This window comes from Streptomyces sp. NPDC051105, from assembly GCF_040682795.1.
GTDB lineage: Bacteria > Actinomycetota > Actinomycetes > Streptomycetales > Streptomycetaceae > Streptomyces.
In genome coordinates this window covers 241,075-253,592 of sequence record NZ_JBFBBR010000007.1, presented here as the reverse complement: position 1 = coordinate 253,592, position 12,518 = coordinate 241,075, and the positions used below count along the sequence as shown (strand labels likewise).

At 69.9% G+C, this 12,518-nt stretch carries 9 protein-coding genes; all 9 read right to left on the bottom strand.

Features of this window, described 5'->3' with window-relative positions; genetic code table 11:
- Positions 1-179 precede the first annotated feature (179 nt).
- The 9 genes from AB0N16_RS19755 to tkt all read right to left on the bottom strand — a co-directional run bounded on the left by AB0N16_RS19755 (position 180) and on the right by tkt (position 12,448).
- Positions 180-2,048 carry a glycoside hydrolase gene (locus AB0N16_RS19755; RefSeq protein WP_365798309.1) on the bottom strand — a complete coding sequence of 623 codons (1,869 nt, stop codon included), beginning with the start codon at positions 2,046-2,048 and terminating at the stop codon, positions 180-182.
- 11 nt (positions 2,049-2,059) lie between these two features.
- A complete protein-coding gene (locus AB0N16_RS19750) occupies positions 2,060-3,304 on the bottom strand; it encodes an ROK family protein (protein ID WP_365798307.1) in 1,245 nt (414 codons plus the stop codon).
- A 227-nt stretch (positions 3,305-3,531) separates the two neighbouring features.
- Complete coding sequence (locus AB0N16_RS19745) at positions 3,532-4,125, bottom strand: histidine phosphatase family protein (RefSeq protein ID WP_365798305.1); 594 nt, start codon at positions 4,123-4,125, stop codon at positions 3,532-3,534.
- 6 nt (positions 4,126-4,131) lie between these two features.
- Positions 4,132-5,013 carry a phosphogluconate dehydrogenase (NAD(+)-dependent, decarboxylating) gene (gene gnd, locus AB0N16_RS19740; protein WP_365798303.1) on the bottom strand — a complete coding sequence of 294 codons (882 nt, stop codon included), beginning with the start codon at positions 5,011-5,013 and terminating at the stop codon, positions 4,132-4,134.
- Positions 5,014-5,019: 6 nt separating this feature from the next.
- On the bottom strand, positions 5,020-6,660 hold the full coding sequence (gene pgi, locus AB0N16_RS19735) for a glucose-6-phosphate isomerase (protein ID WP_365798301.1): 1,641 nt from the start codon (positions 6,658-6,660) through the stop codon (positions 5,020-5,022).
- Positions 6,653-7,588 carry a glucose-6-phosphate dehydrogenase assembly protein OpcA gene (opcA, locus tag AB0N16_RS19730; RefSeq protein WP_365798299.1) on the bottom strand — a complete coding sequence of 312 codons (936 nt, stop codon included), beginning with the start codon at positions 7,586-7,588 and terminating at the stop codon, positions 6,653-6,655. The genes pgi and opcA overlap by 8 nt, the downstream gene beginning before the upstream one ends.
- The gene (gene zwf / locus AB0N16_RS19725; RefSeq protein ID WP_365798297.1) at positions 7,585-9,153 is read right to left on the bottom strand and encodes a glucose-6-phosphate dehydrogenase; all 1,569 of its coding nucleotides are present in this window, start codon (positions 9,151-9,153) and stop codon (positions 7,585-7,587) included. Before zwf ends, opcA begins: the two co-directional genes overlap by 4 nt.
- Positions 9,153-10,295 carry a transaldolase gene (gene tal, locus AB0N16_RS19720; RefSeq protein WP_365798295.1) on the bottom strand — a complete coding sequence of 381 codons (1,143 nt, stop codon included), beginning with the start codon at positions 10,293-10,295 and terminating at the stop codon, positions 9,153-9,155. Before tal ends, zwf begins: the two co-directional genes overlap by 1 nt.
- A gap of 74 nt (positions 10,296-10,369) precedes the next feature.
- Positions 10,370-12,448 carry a transketolase gene (gene tkt / locus AB0N16_RS19715; protein ID WP_365798293.1) on the bottom strand — a complete coding sequence of 693 codons (2,079 nt, stop codon included), beginning with the start codon at positions 12,446-12,448 and terminating at the stop codon, positions 10,370-10,372.
- Positions 12,449-12,518 lie beyond the last annotated feature (70 nt).

The window sequence follows — 12,518 nt, the reverse complement described above, 5'->3', positions numbered from 1 at the left end:
GGAATTGCGCTGCGGTGCGGGACGTTAACCTTCGGCTAATACTTCGGCAAGAGGTTGGACGAAGTCTGCGCGAAACGTTGTACCCGGTTCGGAATGACGAACGGTCGTGATTGCAGGGTGAGTTGAGAGCCGCCGGGTCAGGGGGGCCGGCGGCCCTCGGTTCGTGCGGAGCGGTGCGGCTACCGCCTGGTCCAGGCCTCGTTGGCGCCGCCGTTGCAGCTGTAGAGGATCACCTTGCCGCCGTCGGCGGTGGCCTGCCCGCTCACGTCCAGGCACTTGCCGGACGCCTCGCTGAGGATCTGGCCGTTGGCGTTCAGCAGCCAGCGCTGGTTCGCGTCACCGGTGCGGTCGGCGGTGGTCGTCAGACCGGAACCCGAAGCCGTCAGATAGCCGTTCGCGCCCTTCAGGGTGCCCTGTGCGTCGTACGACCAGGACTGGTCCGCCGTGCCCGTGCAGGTGGCGATGGCGGCTCCGGAGACGCCCGCGGTCAGGCACTTGCCGGACTGCCCGCCCACCAGGGCACCGTTCACGGGCGAACTGCCATGACCCTTCTGGTCGAAGACGTACGTCGTGACGGAGCGGGCGGCGAGGGTGGCGGACACGGTCCCCGAACTCACCGTCGGCTTCGCGACGTCGGCCCAGTCCTCGGTGGCCGAGGTCCGCACCGCCTCCCTGGCTCGTTTCGGTGTCTTGCCGTTGAAGTGCAGGCTCAGCGGGGTGTCCGTGGTGTTCTGGTTGTTGACCACAACGACCCACGTGCCGTTGTTGTCGTACGCCGACACCTCGACCCCGTCCGGAGCGCCGGTCACGTCGTGCGCGACCGAGCCCGGCTTGACGAACCTGCTGTACTGGCCGAGCGCGTAGTACCGCTTCGTGAAGTACAGCGTCTGGTTGCCGTTCGTCGCGAAGTCGGGGTCGTAGTAGATCAGGCCGTCGTTCCAGCCCTCGTCGTTCCTGGTGTACGGGGTGCTGCCGTACCCGCTCGCGAGCGCCACCCACCACTGGAAGGCGGAGTCGTGGGAGCTCGCGAAGTCCTTGTAGACGATCCGGGACATCAGCAGGGCGTTGTCGATGGACGGGTCGTACTCCTGGTTCCAGCCCGTCGAGCCCTTGCCGAAGCAGCAGATCTCCGAGGCCCAGGACGTCTTGCCGGCCGTCCTCGCCGTCTCGTAGACGTTGCCCAGTTGGCCGTCGCTGGGGTTGTTGTACGTGTGGTGCGCCAGCTTGGAGACGTACTGCGCGGTGTCCGGCTGGGACAGCCACTGCGGGACCTCGGTGGTGAACTGCACGGTGCTGCTGGACTCGTCGGCGATGATGCCCGTCTTCTGGTGCCGGGCCCGCTGCTCGGCACCGAGCGCCCGCACGATGTCGTCGCGTTGGTCTACGGTGACCTGCATGCCCTCCTGACCGCACGAACCGAAGTCGTTGTCCGGCTCGTTGAAGGGGCTGATGTAGTCCAGGCGCACACCGTCGCGGGCGAAGTGGTCGGTGACGTCGGCCACGTACCTGGCGTAGGCGGTCTCGTCCTCCGCCTTCAAGCGGCCGCCGCAGCTCTGCCCGTTGGTGGTCCACTGGGCGGGCGCGCTGTTGACGAAGCCGATCAGGTCCTCGACGCCGTACTTCGCGGCGTACTCGAGGAAGGTCCGACCGCCCTTGTCGCGGCTCCAGTCGTACGAGCCGTCGGTGCCGACGAAGTCCTCGGCGGCCCGGGCCGGGGTGGTGACCGCGACCCCGCCGCCGCCGATGTTGTACCGGTACGAGCTGAGGTCCAGGCCCTGCTTGGAGAACAGCAGCTTCGCCACCCTGGCCTGGACCTTGGGGTCGAAGTGCTGGAGGTCGTTGACCCACCACGCGCCCGAGGCGCCGATGTCGTCGATGGTCTGGGCGGCGTGCGGGGAGACCTCCGCCGATGCCGTTCCGGCGGTGCCGGCGGTGTCGGCGGCGTTCGCCGGTGGGGAGCTGATCAGGGCCCCCGTGGCGGTCAGTGCCGCCGCGGCCGCGGCGAGGGCCGATCTCTTCGTGCGCGTCGTGCGGGTCAAAACGGGCATCCCTTCCGTCGTCATGAAGGTGGTGCGGTACGGCTCCTTGCGGGGGTGGTGCGTCTGGGGGTCCGCTGTCCCACCGACTGCAGGGCGCCCTCCAGCGCGAACGTGGCCGCGCCGAGGCACACCGGGTCGGTGGGGACGGGGGAGAGGACGATCTCGGTGGCGGCGAACGGCCGCCTCAGCGCGTGCCGCCGGACGGCCTCGCGCACTTCGTCGAGCAACGCTGCGCCCAGCTTCTTGGCGACCCAGCTGCTCAGCACGACCACCTCGGGATTGAACAGGTTCACCAGGTCCGAGATGCCCGCGCCCAGGTAACGGGCCGTGTCGCGGACGACCTTGACGGCCACCGGATCGCCCGCGGCTACCCCGCGGGCCAGGGCGTCGACGGTCGCCGTCTGGTCCTCGGGGTGCAACAGCGTGCTGCGCGGGCTGAGTTCGCGCAGGTTGAGCATGATGCCGGGCGCGCCGACGTACGTCTCGACACAGCCGTGGTTGCCGCAGTGGCACAGCCGTCCGTCCAGCACGAGGGTGGTGTGCCCCCACTCCCCGGCGCTGTTGCTCACTCCCCGGTACAGCCCGCCGGCCAGCACCAGACCGGCGCCCACCCCGGTCCCGAGGTTCACCACCACGGCGTCCTCGTGTCCCCGTGCGGCCCCGAACCACAGCTCGGCCACCGCGCTCGCCCGCAGCGGATTGTCCAGGTACAGCGGATAGGCGATGTGCTCGGACAGCAGATCCAGCAGCGGCACCTCGTGCCAGTCCCAGTTGGGCGCGTACTCGGCGATCCCGGTGCCCCGGTCGACCTGCCCCGGCACGCTCACCCCGACGCCCAGCACCCGCGCGCCCTCGATCCCGGCCTGGGCGACCACCGAGCCGACGGCGGTGGCGACATGGCCGACCACCTGCTCAGGCCGGTGCTCGCCCGGGCGCATGTCCTCCACGGCGCGGGCCAGCACGTTCAGGGCCAGGTCGAACAGCTCGACCCGGACGTAGGTCTCCGCGATGTCGACGCCGATCAGCGCGCCGCCCGCCGCGTTGACGGCCATCAGCCCCCGGGGACGGCCCCCCGCGGAGTCCTCGAAGCCGACCTCGGTGATCATCCGCAGGTCGAGCAGCTCGCCGACGAGCGTGGCGACCGTGGCGACGCTCAGTCCGGTGGCGGCGGCCAGCGTCTGCCGGGAGGTGGGGGACTGGGCGATGATCTGGCGCAACACCTCGTAGCGGTTCGCGGTGCGGATGTCACGCGATGTTCGCTTCACGCGGCTGCCCCTCCCATCCCGTCACGACCGGGCCCGGTCGGACGACGGCACCGGCGCGGCGCAAGGCTATGGGCTTCACCGGACTTTCGACAAGGGGTTAGGAAAGGGGCCGTAGAAACCGGGATGCCGTGGCCCCGAGGTCGGCCGACGGTGCGGACACCGCCCGGGGTGTGCCGACACGTCGAAACGGCCCGCCAGTTGCTACTGACGGGCCGTCACGAGGTGGGTCACGGCGTCTTGTTCCACTCGGCGATCACGGGCCACCCGTGCTCCATGGACAACCGGCTGACCGTCCCCGTCGCCAGCTGGAACAGCCGGCCCTCGGCGGGCGGCAGCCCCAGACGGCGGGCGGTGAGCACCCGCAGGAAGTGGGCGTGGGCCACGAGAACCACGTCGCCGTCGTCGCCCGCGAGGGCCTTGTCCACCTTGGCGAGCACCCGGTCGGCCCGGGCCCCGATCTCCTCGGGCGACTCCCCGGGGTGGCCCGCCGGGCCCGGGGGCACCCCGTCGGTCCACAGGTACCAGTCGGGGCGGGAGCGGTGGATCTCCACCGTGGTGATGCCCTCGTAGCCGCCGTAGTCCCATTCGTGCAGGTCGGGGTCGGGTACGACCCCGGTGAGGCCGGCCAGCTCGGCCGTGCGTATCGCGCGGTTCAGCGGACTGGCCAGTACCAGTGCGTAGGTTCGGCCCGTGAGCAGCGGGGCGAGGGACTTGGCCTGTTCCTCGCCGTGCTGGGTGAGGGGCAGGTCGGTCCAGCTGGTGTGCTGTCCCGACAGGCTCCACTCCGTCTCACCGTGGCGGACCAGAAGGAGGTCCCCCACCGTCGGTCACTCCTTCGCGGACTCGACGGCGTGGCCGCCGAACTGGTTGCGCAGGGCCGCGATCATCTTCATCTGCGGGGAGTCGTCCTGGCGGGACGCGAACCGCGCGAACAGGGAGGCGGTGATCGCCGGGAGTGGCACCGCGTTGTCGATGGCCGCCTCGACGGTCCAGCGGCCCTCGCCGGAGTCCTGCGCGAAGCCCTTCAGCTTGTCCAGGTGCTCGTCGTCGTCCAGCGCGTTGACCGCGAGGTCAAGCAGCCAGGAGCGGATGACGGTGCCCTCCTGCCAGGAGCGGAAGACCTCGCGGACGTTGTCCACCGACTTGACCTTCTCAAGAAGTTCCCAGCCCTCCGCATACGCCTGCATCATGGCGTACTCGATGCCGTTGTGGACCATCTTGGAGAAGTGCCCGGCGCCGACCCGGCCCGCGTGCACGTAGCCGTAGGGGCCCTCCGGCTTGAGCGCGTCGAAGATCGGCTTCAACCGCTCGACGTGCTCCTTGTCGCCGCCGACCATCAGGGCATAGCCGTTCTGCAGGCCCCACACCCCGCCGGATACACCGGCGTCGACGAAGCCGATGCCCTTGATGCCCAGCTCGGCGGCGTGCTTCTCGTCGTCCGTCCAGCGGGAGTTGCCGCCGTCGACCACCGTGTCGCCCTCGGACAGCAGGTCCTTGAGCTCGTCGACGACACCCTGGGTGGCGGTGCCGGCCGGGACCATCACCCAGATCGTGCGTGGGGCGTCGAGCTTCTCGACCAGTTCCTTGAGGCTCTTGACGTCGGAGACGTCCGGGTTGCGGTCGTAGCCGAGGACGGTGTGGCCCGCGCGGCGGATCCGCTCGCGCATGTTCCCGCCCATCTTGCCGAGGCCGATGAGTCCGAGCTGCATGTCAGTTCACTTCCTAAGCGTGCGGTACGTGGAGACCAGAGCGGTGGTGGACGGATCGAGGCCGGGCACCGCGGCGCCTTCGGTCAGGGCGGGCTCGATGCGCTTGGCGAGGACCTTGCCGAGCTCCACGCCCCACTGGTCGAAGGAGTCGATGTTCCAGACGGCGCCCTGTACGAACACCTTGTGCTCGTACAGCGCGATCAGCTGGCCGAGCACGGACGGGGTCAGCTCACGGGCCAGGACCGTCGTCGTCGGGTGGTTGCCCTGGAAGGTGCGGTGGGTGACCTGCTCCTCCGCGACGCCCTCCGCACGGACCTCCTCGGCCGTCTTGCCGAAGGCCAGCGCCTGGGTCTGGGCGAAGAAGTTCGCCATCAACAGGTCGTGCTGCGCCTTGAGCTCACCGCTCAGCTCGGCGATCGGCTCGGCGAAGCCGATGAAGTCCGCCGGGATCAGCTTCGTGCCCTGGTGGATCAACTGGTAGTAGGCGTGCTGCCCGTTGGTGCCGGGCGTGCCCCACACCACGGGACCCGTCTGCCAGTCCACCGGACGGCCGTCCCGGTCCACCGACTTGCCGTTGGACTCCATGTCCAGCTGCTGCAGGTAGGCGGTGAACTTGGAGAGATAGTGCGAGTACGGCAGCACCGCGTGCGACTGGGCGTCGAAGAAGTTGCCGTACCAGATGCCCAGCAGGCCGAGCAGCACAGGCGCGTTGGCCTCGGCGGGCGCGGTGCGGAAGTGCTCGTCGACCAGGTGGAAGCCGTCGAGCATCTCGCGGAAGCGGTCCGGGCCGATCGCGATCATCAGCGAGAGGCCGATGGCGGAGTCGTAGGAGTAGCGGCCGCCGACCCAGTCCCAGAACTCGAACATGTTGTCCGGGTCGATCCCGAAGTCCGTGACCTTCTCGCCGTTCGTGGAGAGGGCGACGAAGTGCTTCGCCACCGCCTTCTCGTCACCTTCGAGACCGTCGAGCAGCCACTTCCGCGCCGAGGTCGCGTTGGTGATCGTCTCGATCGTCGTGAACGTCTTCGAGGCGACGATGAACAGGGTCTCCGCCGGGTCCAGGTCCCGGGTCGCCTCGTGGAGGTCCGCGCCGTCCACATTGGAGACGAAACGGAACGTCAACTCCCGTGCCGTGAAGGCCCGCAGGGCCTCGTAGGCCATCGCCGGGCCCAGGTCGGAGCCGCCGATGCCGATGTTGACGACGTTCCTGATGCGCTTGCCGGTGTGGCCGGTCCACTCGCCCGAGCGGACCCGCCCGGCGAAGTCGCCCATCTTGTCGAGCACGGCGTGCACGGCCGGCACCACGTTCTCGCCGTCCACCTCGACCACCGCGTCGCGCGGGGCGCGCAGGGCGGTGTGCAGGACCGCCCGACGCTCGGTGATGTTGATCTTCTCGCCGCGGAACATCGCGTCCCGCAGCCCGAACACGTCGGTGGCGGTGGCCAGTTCCTGGAGCAGGGCGAGGGTCTCGTCCGTGATCAGGTGCTTGCTGTAGTCGATGTACAGGTCGCCGACCCGTACGACGTACCGCTCGGCGCGAGCCGGGTCCGTCGCGAACAGCTCACGCAGGACCGGCTGTCCCTGGGCGCGGTGGTCCTCCAGGGCGGTCCACTCGGGGCGCCGGGTGAGCCGGGTTGTGTCAGACATCGGAAGCGGTCTCCTTGGTGCCCTCGCCGCGCAGGGCGATGGCGTACATCTCGTCGGCGTCGAGGCGGCGCAGCTCCTCGGCGATCAGTTCGGAGGTGGCGCGGACCTTCAGCGCGAGGGTGCGCGGCGGCTGGCCCGGCAGGGTCAGGGTGGCCAGCGGGCCCTCGGGGCGGTCGATGACGATCTCGCCGGTCGCGGTGCCCAGCCGTACCTTCGTGACGACCGGACCCGGGGAGACCACGCGGTCCACCTTGACGCCCAGGCGGGCCTCCAGCCAGCGGGCGAGGAGCTCGGCGCTCGGGTTGTCCGCCTCGGCCTCGACGGCCGCCGAGGTCACGGCGACCCGGGCCTGGTCGAGGGCGGCGGCCAGCATGGACCGCCACAGGGTGAGCCGGGTCCAGGCGAGGTCGGTGTCGCCGGGCGCGTAGTTGCGGCCGCGGGCCTCCAGGACCTGCATCGGCCGCTCGACGGCGTACAGGTCGGTGATCCGGCGCTGGGCGAGGGCGCCGAGCGGGTCCTTGGACGGGGTGTCCGGGGCCTCCACCGGCCACCACACGACCACCGGGGCGTCCGGCAGCAGCAGGGGCAGCACCACCGAGTCGGCGTGGTCGGAGACCTCGCCGTACGTCCGCAGCACGACCGTCTCGCCGGTGCCGGCCTCGGAGCCGACCCGGACCTCCGCGTCCAGGCGGGAGGTGGTGCGGTCGCGCAGGGTGCGGGCGTGCCGTTTGATGACGACCAGGGTGCGCGAGGGGTGCTCGTGCGAGGCCTCCTCGGCTGCCTTGATCGAGTCGTAGGCGTTCTCCTCGTCCGTGACGATCACCATCGTCAGGACCATGCCCACCGCAGGGGTTCCGATGGCGCGGCGACCCTGCACCAGCGCCTTGTTGATCTTGCTTGCCGTGGTGTCGGTCAGGTCGATCTTCATGGCCTGCGCCAGCTCCGTCCGTCTCGTGCGAGCATCTCGTCGGCTTCCTTCGGTCCCCAGCTGCCCGACTCGTACTGCGCGGGCTTGCCATGCTTCGCCCAGTACGTCTCGATCGGGTCGAGGATCTTCCAGGACTCTTCCACTTCCTGGTGACGGGGGAACAAATTGGCGTCACCGAGCAGCACATCCAGGATGAGCCGCTCGTACGCCTCGGGGCTGGACTCCGTGAACGACTCGCCGTACGCGAAGTCCATCGTCACGTCCCGGATCTCCATGGAGGTGCCCGGCACCTTGGAGCCGAACCGGACGGTCATGCCCTCGTCGGGCTGGACGCGGATGACGATCGCGTTCGCGCCGAGTTCCTCGGTGGCCGTCGAGTCGAAGGGGGAGTGCGGGGCCCGCTGGAAGACCACCGCGATCTCGGTGACCCGGCGGCCCAGCCGCTTGCCGGTGCGCAGGTAGAACGGCACGCCCGCCCAGCGGCGGTTGTCGATCTCGACCTTGACCGCGGCGTAGGTGTCGGTCTTCGACTTGGGGTCGATACCGTCCTCCTGGAGGTAGCCGATCACCTTCTCACCGCCCTGCCAGGCCTCGGCGTACTGACCGCGCACGGTGTGCTTGCCCAGGTCCTCCGGCAGCCGCACCGACTTCAGGACCTTCAGCTTCTCGGTGAGCAGCGCGTCCGCGTCGAACGCGATCGGCTCCTCCATGGCGGTCAGCGCCATCAGCTGGAGCAGGTGGTTCTGGATGACGTCACGGGCCGACCCGATGCCGTCGTAGTACCCCGCCCGGCCGCCGATGCCGATGTCCTCGGCCATGGTGATCTGCACGTGGTCGACGTAACTGCGGTTCCAGATCGGCTCGTACATCTGGTTGGCGAAGCGCAGCGCCAGGATGTTCTGGACGGTCTCCTTGCCCAGGTAGTGGTCGATCCGGAACACCTGCTCCGGGTCGAACACCTCGTGCACGACCCGGTTGAGGTCCTGCGCCGACGCCAGGTCGTGGCCGAACGGCTTCTCGATGACCGCCCGCCGCCAGGACCCGGCCGGCGGGGTGGCCAGGCCGACCTTCTTCAGCTGCTGCACGACCTTCGGGAAGAACTTCGGCGGCACGGAGAGGTAGAAGGCGAAGTTGCCGCCGGTCCCCCGGGAGCCGTCCAGCTCGTCGACCGCGGCCTTCAGCTGCTTGAACGCGGTGTCGTCGTCGAAGTCGCCGGGAATGAAGCGCATGCCCTCGGCGAGCTGCTGCCAGACCTCCTCGCGGAACGGGGTCCGGGCGTGCTCGCGCACCGCGTCGTGGACGACCTGGGCGAAGTCCTGGTCCTCCCAGTCCCGGCGGGCGAAGCCGACGAGCGAGAAGCCCGGGGGCAGCAGACCCCGGTTGGCCAGGTCGTAGACGGCCGGCATCAGCTTCTTGCGGGACAGGTCACCGGTCACACCGAAGATGACCAGGCCGGACGGCCCGGCGACCATCGGCAGCCGCCGGTCGCGCGCGTCCCGCAGCGGGTTGTCCCAGTCGGCGGCGGGCACCACCGGAACCCGCACCTCCTTGGCGGTCTTGCTCATTACGCGTCAACTCCCTTGCTGTTCAAGGACTTCGTGACGGCGTCCAGCAGCTCCTGCCAGGCCACCTCGAACTTGGCGACGCCCTCGTCCTCCAGCTTGCCCACGACCTCGTCGTAGGAGACGCCGAGCCGTTCGACGGCCGCCAGGTCGGCACGGGCCTGGGTGTAGCCGCCGGTCACCGTGTCACCGCGGACGTCGCCGTGGTCGGCGGTGGCGTCGAGCGTCGCCTCCGGCATGGTGTTGACCGTGCCGGGCGCGACCAGCTCGTCGACGTAGAGGGTGTCCTTGTACGACGGGTCCTTCACGCCGGTGGAGGCCCACAGCGGGCGCTGCCTGTTGGCCCTGGCACCGGCCAGTGAGGTCCAGCGCTCGCCGCCGAAGACGTCCTCGTAGGCCTCGTAGGCGAGCCGCGCGTTGGCCAGCGCCGCCCGGCCCTTGAGGGCGAGCGCCTCGTCGGTGCCGAGGACCGTCAGCCGCTTGTCGATCTCGGCGTCGACGCGGGAGACGAAGAAGGAGGCCACCGAGTGGATCGTGGAGAGGTCCAGGCCCTTGGCGGCGGCCCGCTCCAGGCCGGCCAGGTAGGCGTCCATGACCTCGCGGTAGCGCTCCAGGGAGAAGATCAGCGTGACGTTGACGCTGATGCCGAGGCCGATGACCTCGGTGATCGCCGGGAGACCGGCCTTGGTGGCCGGGATCTTGATCATGACGTTGGGGCGGTCGACCAGCCAGGCGAGCTGCTTGGCCTCGGCGACCGTGGCCGTGGTGTCGTGGGCCAGCCGGGGGTCGACCTCGATGGAGACCCGGCCGTCCCGGCCGTCCGTCGCGTCGTACACCGGGCGCAGTACGTCCGCGGCGGCACGCACGTCCTGCGTGGTCATCATGCGGACGGCCTCGTCGACCGTGACACCCCGCACGGCGAGGTCGGCCAGCTGCTCCTCGTACCCCTCGCCCGAGCCGATGGCGGCCTGGAAGATCGAGGGGTTGGTGGTGACGCCGACGACGTTCTTCGTGGCGACGAGCTCGGCCAGGTTGCCGGTGCTGATCCGCTTGCGCGACAGGTCGTCCAGCCAGATCGAGACGCCCTCGTCGGACAGGTTCTTCAGTGCTCCCGCGGTGGCGGTTGCTTGGGTCACAGTGATCATCTTCCTCTACCGGAACTCTTCTGGCTCTTCTGGTACTGCTGGCGGTACTGCGGTGAGTGCTGCTGGCGGGCGGGTCAGGCGGTACGGGCGGCGGCGCGCGACTCGCGGGCCGCGGCGGCCACGTGCTCGGCGGTGAAGCCGAACTCGGCGAACAGGGTCTTGGCGTCGGCGGAGGCGCCGAAGTGCTCCAGGGAGACGATCCGGCCGGCGTCGCCGACGAAGCGGTACCAGGTCAGGCCGATCCCGGCCTCGACGGCGACCCGCGCCCTCACGGCCGGCGGCAGGACGCTCTCGCGGTACTCGCGCGGCTGCTCCTCGAACCACTCCACGGACGGCATCGACACCACCCGGGTGCCGATCCCCTCGGCCTCCAGGAGGTCCCGCGCCCCGACGGCGAGGTGCACCTCGGAACCGGTGGCGATGACGATGACCTCCGGGGTCTCGGTGGACGACTCGCGCAGTACGTAGCCGCCCTTGGCCGCGTCCGGGTTCGGCGCGTACGTCGGCACGCCCTGGCGGGTCAGCGCGAGCCCGTGCGGGGCGGGGTGCGTGGCGTGCCTCTTCAGGATCTCGGCCCAGGCCGTCGCGGTCTCGTTGGCGTCGGCCGGGCGGACGACGTTCAGGCCCGGGATCGCCCGCAGCGAGGCGAGGTGCTCGACCGGCTGGTGGGTGGGGCCGTCCTCGCCGAGGCCGATGGAGTCATGGGTCCAGACGTAGGTCACCGGGAGCTGCATGAGGGCGGCCATGCGGACGGCGTTGCGCATGTAGTCGGAGAACACCAGGAAGGTGCCGCCGTAGATCCGGGTGTTGCCGTGCAGCGCGATGCCGTTCATCTCGGCGGCCATCGAGAACTCGCGGATCCCGAAGTGGACGGTACGGCCGTACGGGTCGGCCTCGGGCAGCGGGTTGCCCTTCGGCAGGAAGGAGGAGGTCTTGTCGATGGTGGTGTTGTTCGAGCCGGCGAGGTCGGCGGAGCCGCCCCACAGCTCGGGCAGCACCGGGCCGAGCGCCTGGAGCACCTTGCCGGAGGCGGCCCGGGTGGCGACGGACTTGCCCTCCTCGAAGACGGGGATCTCGGACTCCCAGCCCTCGGGGAGCTGACCGGCGACGACGCGGTCGAAGAGCCGCGCCTGCTCCGGCTGAGCGGTACGCCACTCGGCGATCCGCTTGTCCCAGGCGGCGTGCGCCTCGGCGCCCCGGTCGAGCGCCCGGCGGGTGTGGGCCAGCACCTCGTCGGCGACCTCGAAGCTCCGCTCCGGGTCGAAGCCGAGGACGCGCTTGGTGGCGGCGACCTCGTCCGCGCCGAGCGCGGAGCCGTGGGAGGCCTCGGTGTTCCGGGCGTTCGGCGCGGGCCAGGCGATGATCGTGCGCATCGCGATGATCGACGGCCGCTCGGTCTCCGCCCGGGCCGCCTTCAGGGCCGCGTACAGGGCGTGAACGTCGACGTCACCCTCGGCGGTCGGCTCGATGCGCTGGGTGTGCCAGCCGTAGGCCTCGTACCGCCCCAGCACGTCCTCGGAGAACGCGGTCGCGGTGTCGCCCTCGATGGAGATGTGGTTGTCGTCGTAGAGGAAGACCAGGTTGCCGAGCTTCTGGTGGCCGGCCATCGAGGAGGCCTCGGCGGAGACGCCCTCCTCCAGGTCGCCGTCGGAGACGATCGCCCAGATCGTGTGGTCGAAGGGGGAGGTGCCCTCGGGGGCCTCCGGGTCGAAGAGGCCGCGCTCGTAGCGGGCGGCCATCGCCATACCGACGGCGTTGGCGACGCCCTGGCCGAGCGGTCCTGTGGTGGTCTCGACACCGGCCGTGTGGCCGTACTCCGGGTGACCAGGCGTCTTCGACCCGTGCGTCCGGAAGGCCTTGAGGTCGTCCAGCTCCAGCTCGTACCCGGCGAGGAACAGCTGGGTGTAGAGGGTCAGCGAGGTGTGCCCGGGGGAGAGGACGAAACGGTCCCGGCCGGTCCACTCCGGGTCGGCCGGGTCGTGGCGCATCACCTTCTGGAAGATCGTGTACGCGGCCGGGGCCAGGCTCATCGCGGTACCGGGGTGCCCGTTGCCGACCTGCTGCACGGCGTCGGCCGCGAGCAGGCGCGCGGTGTCCACGGCACGCCGGTCCAGGTCGGTCCACTCGAAGCCGTCTGATGTCTGCGTGCTCATCTTCAAGAAGTCCTCGTTAGAAGCGTTCTGGCTGGCCTGACGTGTTCAAAACTAAAAGTCTGACTTTTAG